Source organism: Paraburkholderia sp. GAS32 (genome assembly GCF_050434225.1).
In the GTDB taxonomy this organism is placed as follows: domain Bacteria; phylum Pseudomonadota; class Gammaproteobacteria; order Burkholderiales; family Burkholderiaceae; genus Paraburkholderia; species Paraburkholderia madseniana.
The window spans coordinates 120,020-137,021 of the sequence record NZ_JBNPVS010000009.1 but is presented as its reverse complement, the minus strand read 5'-3'; the positions used below and the strand labels follow the sequence as shown (position 1 = coordinate 137,021).

The following is a 17,002-nucleotide window of genomic DNA, read 5'->3' as shown; positions in this document are numbered from 1 at the left end:
TCCAGGCGTGACTGCATGAACGAATCGTTCCCCCGTTTTGATACCGGCCGCTCGCGCACCCTGTCCGCGTGCCGCGCCGGACTCGCTGCGCTGATTGTCGCGCTGCCGCTTGCCGGCTTCGCGCCGCTTGCGCACGCCGACCGCGCCGACAAGGACAAGCCGCTGAACGTCGAAGCGGACAATATGACTTACGACGACCTCAAACAGGTCAATATCTTCACCGGCCACGTGGTCGCCACCAAAGGCACGATCGTGATCAGGGCCGATCGGGTCGAAGTGACGCAAGATCCGCAGGGCTACCAGTACGCCACCGGCACGTCGAGCGGCGGCAATCTGTCGTATTTCCGCCAGAAGCGCGAAGGCCTCGATGAATACATCGAAGGCACGGCCATCCGGATCGACTACGACGGCAAGCAGGATCTGACCACGCTCACCACCAACGCCACCGTCAAGCGCCTGCAAGGCCTCTCGACGGTGATGGACCAGGTGCACGGCAGCGTCATTACCTATGACGGCCAGAGCGACTTCTACACCGCGAAGGCGGGTAAGGACGTCGCCGGCCCGGGCAACCCGACCGGCCGCGTGCGCGCCATGCTGGCGCCACGCAATGGCGGCGCAGCGCCCTTGAACGGCGCGTCGGCCACGCTCGCGCCGTCCACCACGATCCAGGGAGCACCGAACCAGTGAGTTCCTCCGCGTCCCTCCCGAATCGCAAACCGGCCGGCACCAGCAGTTCGCTGGCGGTCCGCAACCTGAAGAAGCGCTACGGCTCACGCACGGTCGTCAAAGACGTCTCGCTCGACGTGAAAAGCGGCGAAGTGGTCGGCCTGCTCGGCCCCAACGGCGCCGGCAAGACCACCTCGTTCTATATGATCGTCGGCCTCGTGCCGCTCGATGCGGGTGAAATCGACCTGGACGGCAAGTCGATCAGCTTGCTGCCGATTCACAAGCGTGCGTCATTGGGCTTGTCGTATCTGCCGCAGGAAGCGTCGGTGTTCCGCAAGCTCAGCGTCGAGGAAAACATTCGCGCGGTGCTGGAATTGCAGGTCGAAGACAACGGCAAGCGGCTCAGCAAGGACACGATCACGAACCGCACTGAAGCCTTGCTCGACGAACTGCAGATCGCTCACCTGCGTGAAAATCCGGCGCTGTCGCTGTCGGGTGGCGAGCGCCGGCGGGTTGAAATTGCCCGTGCGCTGGCCACCAATCCGAGCTTTATTCTGCTCGACGAACCGTTCGCGGGCGTCGATCCGATCGCGGTGCTGGAAATCCAGAAGATCGTCAAGTTTCTGAAGCAGCGCAATATCGGCGTGCTGATCACCGACCACAACGTGCGCGAAACCCTCGGCATCTGTGATCACGCCTACATCATCAGCGACGGCAGCGTGCTGGCCGCCGGTGCGCCGAGCGACATCATCGAAAACGAAAGCGTGCGGCGCGTCTATCTGGGCGAGCACTTCCGCATGTAAGTGCACAAAGGATTGCCGGCGGTGCGAGCATGCATCCGCCGGACCCTTTGCGGCATCCGCACATCAGCATTTTTGACCTGGGCTGTCCCGCGCCCAGCGCCGCCGAAACGGGCGCACGCGTAATTGCGAGTGTCGCAATGTATCGCGGTCGTGGCAAACTCTCTACAATGAATCTCAACTTGCCATGAAAGCCAGCCTCCAACTCCGCCTATCGCAGCATCTTGCGCTGACCCCGCAACTGCAGCAGTCCATCCGGCTGCTTCAGCTGTCCACGCTCGAACTGCAGCAGGAAGTCGCAATGGCGATCTCGCAGAATCCGCTCCTCGAGAATGAGGACGACTGGATCGCGAGTCCCCTGCGCGTGGCGGCCGACGGCTCGCTGATCACCCAGGCGCCCAATTCCTCCCCACCGCCCGACCAGATGGGCGGCAATACGTCGTCTTCGTCCACCAGCAGCAGCGAGCGCGCCGAGAACGGCGAGCCGCAGGGTGTCGACGAATACAACGGCCTCGCGAGCGACAACAACGGCGACGCGTCGCAATGGGATCTTGGCGACTACGGCCGCTCCGGCAACGCCTCAGACGACGACGATCTGCCGCCGCTGCAAATCCACGAATCGAGCACCTCGCTGCGCGATCACCTGATGGCGCAACTTCGCGTCACCCAGGCGAGCCAGCGCGACCGCGCGCTGATCACCTTCCTGATCGAATCGCTCGACGACGACGGCTATCTTGCCGCCACGCTCGAGGAAGTGCTGACCGACCTGCCCGAAGAGCTCGAGGTCGATCTCGACGAAATGAATGCCGCGCTTGCGCTGCTGCATAGCTTCGACCCGGCAGGGGTCGGCGCGCGCTCCGCATCCGAGTGCCTCAAGCTGCAATTGCTGCGGCTCGAACAGTCGTCTACGCGCACGCTTGCGCTCGACATCGTCGCCCATCATCTGGAACTGCTCGCGGCGCGCGATTTCACGCGCCTGCGCAAACACCTGAAGGCGAACGACGACGATCTACGCGATGCGCATGTGTTGATCCGCTCGCTCGAGCCGTTTCCCGGCGCCGCTTACGGCAAGGCGGAAGCGGACTATGTCGTGCCGGACATCATGGTGCGCAAAACGGCACAGGGCTGGCAGGCAGAGCTGAATCCGGAGGTGGTGCCCAAGCTGCGCATCAACCATCTGTACGCGAATATTCTGCGCAATAACCGGGGCGATCCGGGCAGCGGATCGTTGCGCCAGCAACTGCAGGAAGCACGCTGGCTGATCAAAAATATCCAGCAGCGTTTCGAAACGATCCTCAGGGTCGCGCAAGCCATTGTCGAGCGTCAAAAGAGCTTTTTTGTCCATGGCGAAATTGCCATGCGCCCCTTGGTTTTGCGAGAAATTGCTGATACGCTGGGCCTACACGAGTCAACTGTCTCCCGTGTGACAACCGGTAAATACATGCTGACCCCATTCGGGACGCTTGAATTTAAGTACTTCTTCGGATCACACGTTTCGACTGACACGGGCGGCGCGGCGTCTTCCACAGCGATTCGCGCGCTCATCAAGCAACTGATAGGAGCGGAAAACCCGAAATCTCCTCTTTCAGACAGCCGCATAGCCGAACTGCTGGCGGAACAGGGCTTCGTGGTCGCACGGCGTACCGTTGCGAAGTATCGCGAGGCCCTCAAGATTCCGGCAGTCAACCTGCGCAAGTCTCTGTAGCCCGCCGCCTCCCGCGACGGGCATTTACCGGCCGCTCCGCAGTTGGCGGACAGGCCGGCCGATGCGACCTGCCAGAAGTCAGTCACCGGGGGGCGACTCAGGCAAGCCGACAGATCGACCGGACCTTCGTCATCGTGCGGAACAAGCGGCCTCTAGCTTGGAGAAGCACTATGAATCTGCAGATCAGTGGACACCACCTCGAAGTAACGCCTGCGTTGCGCGAATACGTGATCACCAAACTGGATAGGGTGCTAAGACATTTTGATCAGGTCATCGACGGCAGTGTGGTCCTCTCGGTCGACAACCACAAGGAAAAGGAAAAGCGTCAAAAGGTTGAAATCAACCTGCATCTGAAGGGCAAAGATATCTTCGTCGAGAGCTGTGACAGCGATCTCTACGCTGCGATCGATCTGATGATCGACAAGCTCGACCGGCAAGTGATACGCCATAAGGATCGCCTGCAAGGCCATCAGCACGATGCAATCAAGTACCAGCCGGCGCCGCTACTGGACGTGCCGCCGCAATAAGGAAGATTAGAAGGTCTGTTTACTTTCCTTCGTTTTCCTCATTCGCCCGCATTTGCCCGCATTTGCGTATCCCCAGCCAAACCGCCCGAGACCGGGCGGTTTTTCGTTTCAGGGCGCCTTTTTCAGGCAGCCGCGCAAACCGGATCAATCCTGCGAAGAAACCCATGATGCATGGATGGCGCGCCGCACCATCCGTGGCTACCCTGTTCTATAATGTTCCGGTTACCATCGGGGTCAAGTTAGCTCAAACGGAAATCGGTCGGCCGGAGTCCTGCGCTTTCGGACTCCAACGCACGTCGCCGTGAGCCTCAAACGAATGGAACATCACTCAAACGCCCCAGCGAGGAGAACCCAGGCCACGTTTTCGCCTGTCAACATGAATCGTTTAGCCAAATTTCTTCCCCTCGAGAACGTCGTCGTCGGACTATCGGTCACCAGCAAGAAGCGCGTGTTCGAGCAAGCGGGCCTGATCTTCGAGAACCAGAACGGCATCGCCCGTAGCACGGTCACTGACAATCTGTTTGCGCGCGAGCGCCTCGGATCGACGGGGCTTGGTGAAGGCGTCGCGATTCCGCATGGCCGGATCAAAGGCTTGAAGCAGCCGCTCGCCGCATTCGTCCGCCTTGCCGAACCCATCCCCTTCGAATCGCCCGACGGTCAGCCGGTCTCGCTGCTGATCTTCCTGCTCGTGCCCGAGCAGGCCACCCAGCAGCACCTCGAAATTCTCTCGGAAATCGCCCAGTTGCTGTCCGATCGCGAAGCCCGCGAGCGCCTGCACACGGAAGAAGACCGCGAATCGTTGCATCGCCTGCTCACTCAGTGGCAACCTTGATGCATCGGCGGTTATCCGCACGTCGCCTATTCACCCGGCTTCCCGCCTGCAGGCGGGTACAGCCAGGCGAGGTGCGCGGTCCGCGTTAACGAGGCCGCATCCTTTCCCAAGCAAGCGGTCCACACGGGAGTCACCGACTCATGGATACGTCCAGCATCAACGCCCAGAGCATTTTCGACGACAACGCCGCCATGCTGAAGTTGAGCTGGCTGACGGGGCATGAAGGCTGGGAGCGCGGCTTTTCTTCGGAATCGGTGGCCAATGCCACGTCGAGCGCCGACCTCGTCGGCCACTTGAACCTGATCCACCCGAACCGGATTCAGGTGCTCGGCGACGCCGAAATCGACTACTACAAGCGCCAAACCGACGAAGACCGCTCGCGCCACATGGCCGAGCTGATCGCGTTGGAACCGCCGTTTCTGGTGGTGGCGGGCGGCGTCGCCGCGCCGCCGGAACTGGTGCTGCGCTGCACGCGCTCGTCCACGCCGCTTTTCACCACGCCGATGTCCGCCGCTGCGGTGATCGACAGCCTGCGCCTCTACATGTCGCGCATTCTGGCGCCGCGCGCCACGCTGCATGGCGTGTTTCTCGACATTCTCGGTATGGGCGTGCTGCTCACCGGCGATTCCGGCCTCGGCAAGAGCGAACTCGGGCTGGAACTGATCAGCCGCGGCCACGGCCTTGTCGCCGACGACGCCGTGGATTTCGTGCGCCTTGGGCCGGATTTTGTCGAAGGGCGCTGCCCGCCGCTGCTGCAAAACCTGCTTGAAGTGCGCGGTCTGGGCCTGCTCGACATCAAGACGATCTTCGGTGAAACCGCGGTGCGCCGCAAAATGAAACTGAAACTGATCGTGCAACTGGTGCGCCGTCCGGATGGCGAATTCCAGCGGCTGCCGCTGGAAAGTCAAACCGTCGACGTGCTCGGCTTGCCGATCAGCAAAGTCACGATTCAGGTTGCGGCCGGCCGCAACCTCGCGGTTCTGGTCGAAGCGGCCGTGCGCAACACGATCCTGCAACTGCGCGGCATCGATACGCTGCGCGACTTCATGGATCGCCAGCGTCTGGCCATGCAGGACCCGGACAGCCAGTTTCCCGGCAAATTGATCTGAATCCGCGCGCCCCCGCGCACCGTGTGACGTCCGCAGCCAACGGCAGGCTGCGACGGCGCGCACACGGGGACCAGATGCTATGATGAACTGTACGGATTTCACGACTCCATGCGCATAATCCTGATCACCGGTATTTCCGGCTCCGGCAAATCAGTTGCCCTGAACGCGCTTGAAGACGCAGGCTATTACTGCGTCGACAATCTGCCGCCGCGTTTTTTGCCGCAACTGGCCAACTATCTCGCCGACGACGGCCAGGAACGCCTCGCGGTCGCCATCGACGCGCGCTCGAGCGCTTCGCTCGACGAAATGCCCGCGATGATCCGCGACGTGTCGCGCGCCCACGACGTGCGCGTGCTCTTCCTGAACGCAAGCACGCAGTCACTGATTCAACGCTTTTCCGAAACACGCCGCCGCCATCCGCTGTCCGGCTCCACGGCGCATGATGCAGACGTCGGCCTGTTGACGTCGCTCGCCGAAGCGATCGAACGCGAACGCGAACTCGTGGCGGGCCTCGCCGAATTCGGCCATCAGATCGACACCAGCAATCTGCGCGCGAACGTGCTGCGTGCGTGGGTCAAACGCTTCATCGAGCAGGAAGACGCGGGGCTCGTGCTGATGTTCGAGTCCTTCGGCTTTAAACGCGGCGTGCCGCTCGACGCCGATTATGTTTTCGACGTACGCACGCTGCCGAACCCATACTACGATCACGAATTGCGGCCGCTCACAGGCCTCGACCAACCGGTGCGGGATTTTCTCGACGCGCTGCCGGTCGTGCATGAAATGATCGACGACATCGAAAAATTTCTCGCCAAATGGTTGCCGCATTTCCGTGACGACAACCGCAGTTATCTGACGGTCGCGATCGGTTGTACGGGCGGCCAGCACCGCTCGGTATTCATTGCTGAGACGCTCGCCGCGCGTCTCGCAACGTCGGCGAATGTCATTGTGCGGCACCGCGATGCGCCGGTGGACATCGGCGAATCATCGAAGTTAGTGGCTTAACCGGCCGCATCGCGCGGCCTCAACTCGAAGCGTTGCGCCATGTCTTCTACGCCTACTGTGCTTGCCGATGTGCCGCTATTTCCGCTGCATACGGTGCTGTTCCCTGACGGGCTGCTGCCCCTGAAAATCTTCGAGGCGCGCTACCTCGATATGGCGCGCGATTGTCTGCGTGAAAAAACGCCGTTCGGTGTGTGTCTGCTGAAAAGCGGTGCCGAAGTGGCGCGCGAAGAAGAGCCTTCGGTACCCGAAGCAATTGGCTGTCTCGCCGAAATCGAAGAGTGCGATGTCGAAGCCTTCGGCATGCTGCTGATTCGGGCACGTGGCACGCGGCGGTTTCGCCTGCTGTCGCATCGCGTGGAGAGCAGCGGCTTGCTGGTCGGCATGGCTGAGCCGCTCGGAGAAGACATCCCGCTCGAGGGCAATGAACAACTGGCCAAATTCGGTGCGTGCGCGGAAGTGCTCGAACGGATCATCGCCACGATCCGCGAACGCGACCCGGACAGCTTGCCGTTCGCGGAACCGTTCAGGCTTGAAGATCCGTCATGGGTGTCGAACCGGCTCGCGGAAGTGTTGCCGATCGCCCTTCGTGCAAGGCAAAAGTTGATGGAGTTGCAGGACGCCGGCGCGCGAATCGACGTGGTTCATCACTATATGCAGCAGCATCAGTTGCTTTGATTTAACGTGCTTTCGGCTCGGGGCTGGCTAGATCAGCGAGCCGTGCAGACTATCCAGTAGTTTGCGCACCGGCGCGGGCACACCGAACGAATCGAGATCGCTTAACGCGACCCATGCAGTGTCCGCGTCGTTAAGCGCAGCCAATGCGCCCACGCCGCGATCCAACTCAGCGAGCCGCGGCTCGATATCCAGCTTGAAATGCGTGAAGACGTGCGTGAGCGGCGCGAGCGGCGAGACCGCTCCGTCGCCACCGAAGGCACGCGCACGCTCGGCGAGCGCGGCTTCGTCAGCAGCTTCGGGCAGGCTCCACAAGCCACCCCAGATGCCCGAGGGCGGGCGCTTTTCCAGCATCACGGCGTTACCGTCGCGCAGCACCAGCATCCATGTGCGGCGCGTCGGCACGGCTTTTTTCGGTCGTGCCGTGGGCAGTTCACGCTGACGTCCGCTCACGTTGGCCACGCAGTCGGCGGCGAACGGGCAGCGCAGGCAATCCGGCTTGCCGCGCACGCACAGCGTTGCGCCGAGGTCCATCAGGCCTTGCGTATATGCACTGACATCGTCGTCCGATGCGTTGGACGGGAGCAGCGATTCCGCCAGCGTCCACATCGCATTCTCGACTTTCTTTTCGCCCGGAAAACCTTCAACGCCGAATACGCGTGCCAACACGCGCTTCACGTTACCGTCGAGAATCGTGGCGCGCGCGCCAAACGCGAAAGAGGCGATCGCCGCTGCCGTCGAGCGACCGATGCCCGGCAATTCAGCAAGCTCGTCCGCCGACGCGGGAAACGCACCGCCATGCTGCTCGACGACCACCTGCGCGCAGCGATGCAGATTGCGTGCGCGCGAGTAATAGCCGAGGCCGGCCCACAACGCCATCACGTCGTCTGCCGGCGCCGCGGCGAGCGAGGCAACATCCGGACAACGCGCAAGAAACTTGGCGTAGTACGGAATCACCGTCGATACCTGGGTCTGCTGCAGCATGATTTCCGACAGCCAGATGCGATACGGATCGCGCGTGTTCTGCCAGGGCAGGTCATGACGGCCATGCTGGCGCTGCCATGCAATCAGCCGCGTGGAAAAATCAGACATGACGGGAAAAGCGGGCGTAACGGACGAGGCGGACGGGCTTATACGAGAAGGCATCGAAAATTTAGCGCTGGCAGGTGGGACAGAAATACGTAGAACGCTGCCCCTGCACGATCTGTTTGATCGGCGTTCCACACACGCGGCATGGCAGCCCCGCGCGATCATAGACGAAATAGTCGAGCTGGAAGTAACCGCTTTCGCCATCGCTGCCGACGAAATCGCGCAGCGTGCTGCCGCCCTTCTCGATCGCTGCGGCGAGCGTGACGCGCACCGCGTCGGCCAGCAGATCGTAGCGCACGAGCGAGACGCGGCCCGCTGCGGTGGTGGGCCGGATACCGGCGCGAAAGAGACTTTCGGATGCGTAGATATTACCCACGCCGACCACGATTTCCCCTGCCAGCAGCGCCTGCTTCACCGACACCTTGCGCCCACGCGTGAGCCGGTGCATCAACGCGCCGGAAAACGCAGGCGAAAATGGCTCGACGCCGAGGCCCGCGAGCAGCGGATGTTCGAGCACGTCGCCGGCTTCGCGCGGGTGCCACAGCACCGCGCCGAAGCGCCGCGGATCGCGATAGCGCAAAATGAACTCGTCGAAAATCCAGTCGATGTGATCGTGCTTCGCCGCAGCGGGTGGACGCGGCACATGGCGCAGCACACGCAGCGTGCCGGTCATGCCCAGATGCACAATGAACCAGCCGGCGTCGATTTCGAACAGCAGATACTTGCCCCGCCGTTCGACCTTGCGCACCACGCTGCCACGCAAGGTTTTCGCAAGGTCCGCCGGAATCGGCCAACGCAGCGCGGGCGTACGTACATCGACGCGTTCAACCTTGCGCCCGGACACATACGGTTCGATTCCCCTTCGGGTAACCTCAACTTCTGGCAACTCTGGCATGTCTAACTGGTCTGCAACTTGCGTGAGTGGTTGTGCGCTTATTGTAGCGAGCGCGTTACAATCGTCCGAAACATTGAACGGATTTCCATGAACTTGTCCTTCGTGAAGCTGTTTTCGAAGCGCCCGGCTAGCGCATCCCGCGTGCCGCACGCCGTGTCCGCTCGTCGCATGCTCGGTGCCGCCGTGCTCGCCGTCTGGGCGCTGGCAGCCGTGCCCGCGCACGCGCAGAACCCGTCGCCCGACTCGGATGACACGTCCGTCACCCTGCCGGACCCGCTCGGCCCGGCAACGGCAGAAGACCAGAAGTCTCTGCCGGGCGTGCCGCTGTCCAGCCAGATCGTATTCCAGGTGCTCGCCGCTGAAGTCGCCTTGCAACGCGACCAGCCGGCGCCCGCCTACCAGACCTACCTCGCGCTCGCACGCGACACGCATGATCCGCGCATGGCGCAACGCGCCACGGAAATCGCGCTGGCCGCGCAAAGCCCGTCGGACGCGTTGGCCGCCGCGCAATTGTGGCAGCAGTATGCGCCGGATTCGGAACGCGCCGCACAACTCGACGCATCGCTGCTCGTGCTGTCCGGCAAGCCTGACGACGCCGCGCCGATCCTCGCCCGTGAACTCGCGAGAGTGCCGGCCGACAATCGCGGCAGCGCGATTCTGGCGCTGCAGTTGCTGCTCTCGCGCGGTCCGAACCGGATCGGTGGCTTGCATGTGCTGCAAGATCTGCTGAAGAACGACCTGAACCGGCCCGAGGCGCAGATGGCCATCGCGCGCCAGCAGCTCGTTTCGGACGACGCACCGGGCGCGCGCAAGTCGCTCGAGCAGGCGCTCACGCTCAAGCCGGACTATTTGCCGGCCGCGCTGATGCTGTCGCAGATGGGCCCGGAGGAGCGCAAGGAAGGCATCGCGTCGCTCGAAAAGTACGTGCAGCAGAATCCGAAATCGCATGACGCGCGTCTCGCGCTCGCGCAGATGTATCTCGCGAGCGACCGTCTGGACGACGCGCAGAAGCAGTTCGAGATCATGCACAAGAACAACGCGACCGACCTCACGCCGCTGATGGCGCTCGCGCTGATCAAGATCCAGCAGAAGAATTTCACCGAGGCGCAGACCTATCTGACCCAGTACGCGCAGCAAGCCGAAAAGACGCCAGGCGCCGATCCGGGCCAGGCGTATATCTATCTTGCGCAACTGTCGCTCGAACAGAAGAACGAAGCGGCGGCGAGCGACTGGCTGAACAAGGTTTCACCAGCCAGCCAGCAATTCGTGCCGGCGCAGATCACGCGGGCACAATTGCTCGCCAAGCAGGGCAAGACTGAAGACGCGCGCAAGCTGCTGGCCAACCTGCAGGCGCCCGATCCGCGCGACCAGGCGTTGATTGCACGCACCGACGCAGCCATTCTGTTCGACGCGAAGCGCTATCCGGAAGCGGAAACACGCCTGCAACAAGCCACCGCGAATTTCCCGGACGATCCCGATCTGACCTACGACTACGCCATGGCCGCCGAAAAAACCGGCCACTACGATGTCATGGAAGCGCAACTGCGCAAGCTGATCCAGACGCAGCCGGACAATCCGCAGGCTTATAACGCGCTCGGCTATTCGCTGGCCGATCGCAATCAGCGCCTCTCGGAAGCGGACAAACTGGTCGAGAAGGCCTCGGCGCTGGCGCCGAACGACGCGTTCATCATGGACAGCGTCGGCTGGGTCAAGTACCGGATGGGCGATACGTCGGATGCCATCAAGCTGCTGCGCAAAGCGTACGACCTCCAGCCGAACGCCGAAATCGGTGCGCATCTCGGCGAAGTGCTGTGGAAAACCGGCGCGCAGGATCAGGCTCGCGCCGCTTTCCGCGACGCGCGCAAGCTCGAACCGGACAACGACACCCTGGTTAAAACGCTGCAACGTCTTCAGGTAAACGATCTTTGATGCGTCTTTCCCGCTTGATCTCCTATACCCGGGCGCCGCGTGGCGCGGCGCTCGGATTCGTAGCGGCAGCGGTTGTCGCGTTGGCTGGTTGTGCATCGGTTAAGCCGCAAGGGCCGTCCACGTCGAATGCGGCAACGTCCGTCACCGCACAGACCTCGCGTGCTTATCAAGGCCGTTTCGCGGTCCAGTACAACGATCAGAACGGCCAGCAGCGCAATGCCTATGGCAACTTCTCCTGGCAGGAAACGGGTGACACGGTCACTCTGCAATTGCGCAATCCGCTCGGCCAGACACTGGCGATCGTGACCTCGTCGCCGGCTTCGGCTACGCTCGAACTGCCGAACCGCCAACCGCTCACCGCCGACAACGTCTCCACGCTGATGCAGAACGCGCTCGGCTTCACGTTGCCGGTCGAAGGGCTGCGCTACTGGCTGCAGCCTTCGCCGGCGCCGACTTCGCGCGCGAAGACCGAGCAGGATCCGCAACAGCCTTCGCGTCTAAAGCAGATCACGCAGGACGGCTGGACGATCGACTACCTCGCGTATGCCGACGCGCCGGCCACTGGTGTGAAGCGCTTGAACCTGAGCCGCGCGGAACCGCCGCTCGACATCAAGCTCGTGCTGGATCAGTAGTTCAGTAGCCGCGCCTGTTCGCGCAACCCTTGCCGCTTCTTCGGCGCCGCTATGGCGCATGTAGCCCTGACCCATGATTGAAACGACCGATTCGCTGCGCGATTGCCTCGCGCCAGCGAAACTGAACCTCTTCCTGCACATCACCGGCCGCCGGCCGGACGGCTATCACACGCTGCAAACCGTCTTCCAGTTGCTCGACTGGGGCGACATCCTGCACTTCAAGCGGCGCGACGACGGCCTCATCACACGCAGCACCGAAATCGCCGACGTGCCGCCGGAACACGATCTCACCGTGCGCGCAGCAACGCTCCTGAAAGCGCATACCGGCTCGCCCGCGGGTGTCGATATCGAAATCGACAAGCGCCTGCCGATGGGCGCTGGCCTGGGCGGCGGCAGCTCCGATGCGGCCACCACGCTGCTCGCGCTGAACCGTCTCTGGAAGCTCGATTTGCCACGACTGGAGTTGCAGGCGCTGGCGTTGAAACTCGGTGCGGACGTGCCATTTTTTGTTTTTGGGAAAAATGCGTTCGCACAGGGTGTCGGAGAGGCTTTAGACGTTGTACAATTGCCGCCGCGCCATTTCCTGGTGGTGACACCGAGGGTTCACGTTCCAACTGCAGCGATTTTTTCCGAAAAAGCGTTGACAAGAGATTCGAAACCCCTCATAATTACGGACTTTCCTGCAGAACTTAGCTGCAACACTGAATGGCCAGAAAGTTTCGGCCGCAATGACATGCAGCAGGTTGTCGTGGGAAAATACGCGGAAGTAGCGCAAGTGCTGCGATGGTTTGAAGACATCGCACCCGCGCGGATGTCTGGATCAGGTGCAAGTGTATTTGCAGCGTTCCGTAGCAAAGCTGAAGCAGAAGCGGCGCAAGCCAAACTGCCTAGCGAATGGAACAGCGCAGTAACTGCAAGTCTCGATCAGCATCCACTCTTTACTTTCGCGTCATAAGTTTTGCCTCGTCGAACGTTCCCTCGTTCGGTGAAGCTCAAAGTTAGTGTAGGGGAGTCGCCAAGTTGGTTAAGGCACCGGATTTTGATTCCGGCATTCGAAGGTTCGACTCCTTCCTCCCCTGCCAAAAATTCTCGCATTTCCCTCGCCCCCAGCCTGAAGTAGGTGCACGATGAGCAGCCATGACGGCCTGATGGTTTTTACTGGCAACGCAAATCCCGCGCTTGCACAGGAAGTCGTCAAAATCCTCGGTATTCCCCTCGGCAAAGCAATGGTTAGCCGTTTCTCGGACGGTGAAATCCAGGTCGAGATTCAGGAAAACGTGCGTGGCAAGGATGTCTTCGTCCTGCAATCCACGTGCGCGCCGGCGAATGACAATCTGATGGAACTGATGATCATGGTCGATGCGCTCAAGCGCGCATCCGCCGGCCGGATCACCGCAGCCATCCCCTACTTCGGTTATGCCCGTCAAGATCGACGCCCGCGTTCGGCGCGCGTCGCCATCTCGGCGAAGATCGTGGCGAATATGCTGGAAATCGCCGGCGTCGAGCGGATCATTACGATGGATCTGCACGCCGACCAGATTCAAGGCTTCTTCGACATCCCGGTCGACAATATCTACGCTACGCCCGTGCTGCTCGGCGATCTGCGCAAGCAGAACTACGAGAACCTGCTGGTCGTTTCGCCGGACGTCGGCGGCGTGGTGCGCGCCCGTGCATTGGCCAAGCAACTGAATTGCGATCTCGCGATCATCGACAAACGCCGCCCGAAGGCGAACGTTGCCGAAGTGATGAACATCATCGGTGAAGTCGAAGGCCGCACCTGCGTCATCATGGATGACATGGTCGACACGGCAGGCACGCTTTGCAAGGCAGCTCAGGTTTTGAAGGAACGCGGTGCGAAGCAGGTATTCGCTTACGCCACCCACCCGGTTCTGTCGGGCGGTGCAGGCGAGCGCATTGCAGCTTCGGCACTCGATGAACTCGTTGTTACCGATACGATCCCGCTCGGCGAAGAAGCCCGCTCGTGCGCCAAGATCCGTTCGCTGACCAGCGCCGGCCTGCTCGCCGAAACGTTCTCGCGGATTCGCCGCGGCGATTCGGTGATGTCGCTGTTCGCTGAAAGTTAAGTATTTGCGAAGGCGCAGCGCGCATAGCAGTACCGCACGCTGCACTTTTGCACAATTGGCATGAACGAACGAAGGTTCGTGCCATCGCTCTGGGGCCTCAGCCGTAATGGCTTGGAGGCCCCGTTTTTACTGCCTGGTCGCGGGCAGTGCATTGGAGATTCAATATGAAAGTAGTCGCTTTCGAGCGTTCCTTGCAAGGTACGGGTGCGAGCCGCCGCCTGCGTATCTCGGGTAAGACCCCGGGCATCGTATATGGCGCTGGTGCTGAAACGCAATTGGTCGAACTGGACCACAACGCACTCTGGCACGCGCTGAAGAAAGAAGTTTTCCACTCGTCGATCCTCGAACTGGAAGTGGCAGGCAAGTCGCAACAGGTTCTGCTGCGCGACGTGCAATACCACCCGTTCCGTCAGCTCGTGCTGCACGTGGACTTCCAACGTGTCGACGCGAAGAAGAAGCTGCACACCAAGGTGCCGCTGCACTTCATGAACCAGGAAACCAACCCGGCAGTGAAGCTGTCGAGCGCGGTGATCTCGCACGTCCTCAACGAAATCGAAATCGAGTGCCTGCCGTCGGCACTGCCGGAATTCCTCGAAGTTGACCTGGCGACGATCGAAGCTGGTCACTCGCTGCACGCCAAGGACATCGTCCTGCCGGCAGGCGTGGCACTGGTTGCTCACGTTGACGCAGAAAACCCGGTCGTCGCATCGGCAACGATCCCGGCTGGCGCAATCGCTGAAGGCGACGCCGCTGCTGCTGCAGGCGAAGGCGAAACGCCGGCTGCCTAAGGGCCTTCTTGGCACTGAGCAAGCAATCCTCTCGATCCGTTTCAATGAAACGGTCGATGTGACCCGCCGAGGTTCGCCCCGGCGGGTTTTTTTTCGGTTTTTTTCGGCTCGGCCGCGTTCGGCGCCGAGGCCAGATGGACCTATGCAATCATGATCAAGCTGATCGTCGGGCTCGGCAATCCGGGCGCTGAATACACCGCGACGCGCCACAATGCCGGCTTCTGGCTGGTCGATCAACTAGCGCGCGAAGCAGGCACAACACTGCGCGACGAGCGGCGCTTTCACGGTTTCTACGCGAAGGCCCGACTTCATGGCGAAGAAGTGCATCTGCTGCAACCGCAGACTTATATGAACCGCTCGGGGCAGTCGGTTGTCGCGCTCGCGCAGTTCTTCAAGATTCTTCCGGACGAAATTCTGGTCGCGCACGACGAGCTCGATATGCCGCCCGGCAGCGTCAAGCTGAAGCTCGGTGGCGGCAGCGGCGGCCATAACGGGCTAAAGGACATCACCGCGCATCTGTCATCGCAACAGTATTGGCGGCTGCGGATCGGCATCGGCCATCCGCGCGACCTGATTCCCGAAAGTGCGCGCGCCGGCGCCAAGCCGGACGTCGCCAATTACGTGCTAAAACCGCCGCGGCGGGAAGAGCAGGACGTGATCGATGCGTCGATCGAACGCGCGTTGGCAGTCATGCCGCAGATCATCAAGGGCGAACTCGAGCGGGCGATGATGCAACTGCACCGCAATCCCTGAGCGGGCCCTGCCCGCATCCGCTTCGCCCGTATCGCCCGTATCGCCATCGACAGGAGAAATCGCTTGAGCCGCTACTGGAGTGACATCGTTCACCGTCTGACGCCGTATGTGCCGGGCGAGCAGCCCGTGGTTGCGCATCCTGTCAAGCTGAACACCAACGAGAATCCCTATCCGCCGTCGCCGCGCGTGCTTGACGCGATCCGGCAGGAACTGGGCGGCGCGGGCGAGTCGCTGCGGCGTTATCCCGATCCGACAGCGCGCAAGTTACGCGAAACGGTAGCCGCATACCACGGCATCCGCCCGGAACAGGTGTTCGCGGGCAACGGCTCGGACGAAGTGCTCGCGCTCACCTTTCAGGCCTTGCTGAAGCACGACAAACCGTTGCTGTTTCCGGATATCACATACAGCTTCTACCCGACCTACGCGCGGCTCTTTGAAGTCGACTATCGGACCATCGCACTCGACGACAGCTTCGCCATCCATGTCGACGACTACATGGCGCCAAACGGCGGCGTCCTGTTCCCGAACCCGAACGCGCCGACCGGACGACCGCTGCCGCTCGCCGATATCGAGCGTCTGGTAGCGAGAAACACCGAATCGGTCGTGGTGATCGACGAGGCCTATGTCGATTTCGGCGCTGAATCGGCCGTCACGCTGATCGACCGTTATCCCAACCTGCTGGTGATTCAAACGGTATCGAAGTCGCGTTCGCTGGCCGGCATGCGCGTAGGCTTCGCGTTCGGCAATCCGGAACTGATCGACGCACTGAACCGCGTGAAGGACAGCTTCAACTCGTATCCGCTCGACCGTCTGGCGCAAGTCGCGGCCGTCGCTGCATATGAGGACGATGCATGGTTCCGTGACACCTGCGCCAAAGTGATTGCAAGCCGTGAGCGGTTGGCAGCCGGTTTGACGGCACTGGGCTTCGAGGTGGTGCCGTCGGCGGCGAATCTGCTGTTCGCGCGCCACGAAGGCTACGACGCAGCGACGCTCGTGGCACGGCTATGGGAAAAGGATATTTTCGTGCGCCACTTCAAGGCGGCGCGAATCGACCAGCATCTGCGAATCTCGGTTGGCACCGGCGCCGAATGCGACATTCTGCTGGACGCGTTGCGCGACATTTTCAGCGCTTACGTCGGATGACGGTCGAATAGCGGTCGGACAACGCGCGGGACAACCTCGCGCGCGACACAAAGCGTTGCCGCTAAAGAAAACGGCGAGGCAGACGCCTCGCCGCTCACCATCATTCAACTCTCACGCGCCCTTCGCAGCCTGCAGCGCGTGGTACTTCGCCATCAGACCTTCCGCCGTCTCCAGATGCTCGGGGTCGCGCGGAATACACTCGACCGGGCACACCTGAATACACTGGGGCTCGTCGAAATGGCCGACGCACTCGGTGCATTTCTTCGGGTCGATCACGTAGATTTCCGGGCCCATCGAGATCGCGTCGTTCGGGCACTCGGGCTCGCACACGTCGCAATTGATGCACTCGTCGGTAATCATCAAGGCCATACTTCTC

18 protein-coding genes and 1 tRNA gene are annotated in these 17,002 nt (G+C 61.7%); 16 read left to right on the top strand and 3 right to left on the bottom strand.

Annotation, left to right across the window (positions count from 1 at the left end):
- Window positions 1-15: 15 nt before the first annotated feature.
- The 8 genes from lptA (at window position 16) to P3T25_RS13775 (ending at window position 7,316) form a co-directional block, all read left to right on the top strand.
- Window positions 16-687: a lipopolysaccharide transport periplasmic protein LptA gene (lptA, locus tag P3T25_RS13810; RefSeq protein ID WP_154565559.1), complete on the top strand. Its 672-nt coding sequence runs from the start codon at window positions 16-18 to the stop codon at window positions 685-687.
- A complete protein-coding gene (gene lptB, locus P3T25_RS13805; RefSeq protein WP_168435917.1) occupies window positions 684-1,469 on the top strand; it encodes an LPS export ABC transporter ATP-binding protein in 786 nt (261 codons plus the stop codon). Before lptA ends, lptB begins: the two co-directional genes overlap by 4 nt.
- A 184-nt stretch (window positions 1,470-1,653) precedes the next feature.
- Window positions 1,654-3,171, top strand: a complete 1,518-nt coding sequence (locus P3T25_RS13800) for an RNA polymerase factor sigma-54 (RefSeq protein ID WP_171925177.1) — start codon at window positions 1,654-1,656, stop codon at window positions 3,169-3,171.
- A gap of 170 nt (window positions 3,172-3,341) precedes the next feature.
- Window positions 3,342-3,698, top strand: a complete 357-nt coding sequence (hpf, locus tag P3T25_RS13795; RefSeq protein ID WP_028199089.1) for a ribosome hibernation-promoting factor, HPF/YfiA family — start codon at window positions 3,342-3,344, stop codon at window positions 3,696-3,698.
- 316 nt (window positions 3,699-4,014) lie between these two features.
- Window positions 4,015-4,530 carry a PTS sugar transporter subunit IIA gene (locus P3T25_RS13790; protein ID WP_074285509.1) on the top strand — a complete coding sequence of 172 codons (516 nt, stop codon included), beginning with the start codon at window positions 4,015-4,017 and terminating at the stop codon, window positions 4,528-4,530.
- A 140-nt stretch (window positions 4,531-4,670) separates the two neighbouring features.
- Window positions 4,671-5,639: an HPr(Ser) kinase/phosphatase gene (hprK, locus tag P3T25_RS13785; RefSeq protein WP_012431656.1), complete on the top strand. Its 969-nt coding sequence runs from the start codon at window positions 4,671-4,673 to the stop codon at window positions 5,637-5,639.
- Between the two features lie 108 nt (window positions 5,640-5,747).
- Window positions 5,748-6,641 (top strand): RNase adapter RapZ, encoded by an 894-nt coding sequence (gene rapZ / locus P3T25_RS13780; RefSeq protein WP_171925176.1) that lies wholly within the window; start codon window positions 5,748-5,750, stop codon window positions 6,639-6,641.
- Window positions 6,642-6,680: 39 nt separating this feature from the next.
- Entirely contained in the window at window positions 6,681-7,316 is a 636-nt protein-coding gene (locus tag P3T25_RS13775; RefSeq protein WP_154564532.1) for an LON peptidase substrate-binding domain-containing protein, read from the top strand.
- A 27-nt stretch (window positions 7,317-7,343) separates the two neighbouring features.
- Here the strand turns inward: P3T25_RS13775 and mutY are convergent, their stop codons facing one another.
- Together mutY and mutM are read right to left on the bottom strand one after the other, a co-directional pair.
- Window positions 7,344-8,459: an A/G-specific adenine glycosylase gene (gene mutY / locus P3T25_RS13770; RefSeq protein ID WP_171925175.1), complete on the bottom strand. Its 1,116-nt coding sequence runs from the start codon at window positions 8,457-8,459 to the stop codon at window positions 7,344-7,346.
- Window positions 8,460-8,466: 7 nt separating this feature from the next.
- Window positions 8,467-9,297 carry a bifunctional DNA-formamidopyrimidine glycosylase/DNA-(apurinic or apyrimidinic site) lyase gene (mutM, locus tag P3T25_RS13765; RefSeq protein WP_097391234.1) on the bottom strand — a complete coding sequence of 277 codons (831 nt, stop codon included), beginning with the start codon at window positions 9,295-9,297 and terminating at the stop codon, window positions 8,467-8,469.
- An 87-nt stretch (window positions 9,298-9,384) separates the two neighbouring features.
- On the opposite strand from mutM, the gene P3T25_RS13760 reads away from it, so the two are divergent.
- The 8 genes from P3T25_RS13760 to hisC all read left to right on the top strand — a co-directional run bounded on the left by P3T25_RS13760 (window position 9,385) and on the right by hisC (window position 16,626).
- Window positions 9,385-11,226, top strand: coding sequence for a tetratricopeptide repeat protein (locus tag P3T25_RS13760; RefSeq protein WP_429358220.1), 1,842 nt, complete (start codon window positions 9,385-9,387; stop codon window positions 11,224-11,226).
- Window positions 11,226-11,858, top strand: coding sequence for a lipoprotein insertase outer membrane protein LolB (gene lolB, locus P3T25_RS13755; RefSeq protein ID WP_171925173.1), 633 nt, complete (start codon window positions 11,226-11,228; stop codon window positions 11,856-11,858). Before P3T25_RS13760 ends, lolB begins: the two co-directional genes overlap by 1 nt.
- Before the next feature lie 73 nt (window positions 11,859-11,931).
- Window positions 11,932-12,813, top strand: a complete 882-nt coding sequence (gene ispE, locus P3T25_RS13750; protein ID WP_429358219.1) for a 4-(cytidine 5'-diphospho)-2-C-methyl-D-erythritol kinase — start codon at window positions 11,932-11,934, stop codon at window positions 12,811-12,813.
- 50 nt (window positions 12,814-12,863) lie between these two features.
- Window positions 12,864-12,940 (top strand) — tRNA-Gln (locus P3T25_RS13745).
- 45 nt (window positions 12,941-12,985) lie between these two features.
- The gene (locus P3T25_RS13740; protein ID WP_006048037.1) at window positions 12,986-13,942 is read left to right on the top strand and encodes a ribose-phosphate pyrophosphokinase; all 957 of its coding nucleotides are present in this window, start codon (window positions 12,986-12,988) and stop codon (window positions 13,940-13,942) included.
- 164 nt (window positions 13,943-14,106) lie between these two features.
- Complete coding sequence (locus P3T25_RS13735; protein WP_054035805.1) at window positions 14,107-14,730, top strand: 50S ribosomal protein L25/general stress protein Ctc; 624 nt, start codon at window positions 14,107-14,109, stop codon at window positions 14,728-14,730.
- Window positions 14,731-14,880: 150 nt separating this feature from the next.
- Window positions 14,881-15,483: an aminoacyl-tRNA hydrolase gene (gene pth / locus P3T25_RS13730; protein ID WP_054035803.1), complete on the top strand. Its 603-nt coding sequence runs from the start codon at window positions 14,881-14,883 to the stop codon at window positions 15,481-15,483.
- A gap of 63 nt (window positions 15,484-15,546) precedes the next feature.
- A complete protein-coding gene (hisC, locus tag P3T25_RS13725; protein ID WP_429358218.1) occupies window positions 15,547-16,626 on the top strand; it encodes a histidinol-phosphate transaminase in 1,080 nt (359 codons plus the stop codon).
- A 111-nt stretch (window positions 16,627-16,737) separates the two neighbouring features.
- Here hisC and P3T25_RS13720 read toward each other — a convergent pair whose 3' ends face one another.
- Complete coding sequence (locus P3T25_RS13720; protein ID WP_054035799.1) at window positions 16,738-16,995, bottom strand: YfhL family 4Fe-4S dicluster ferredoxin; 258 nt, start codon at window positions 16,993-16,995, stop codon at window positions 16,738-16,740.
- Window positions 16,996-17,002: the final 7 nt, after the last annotated feature.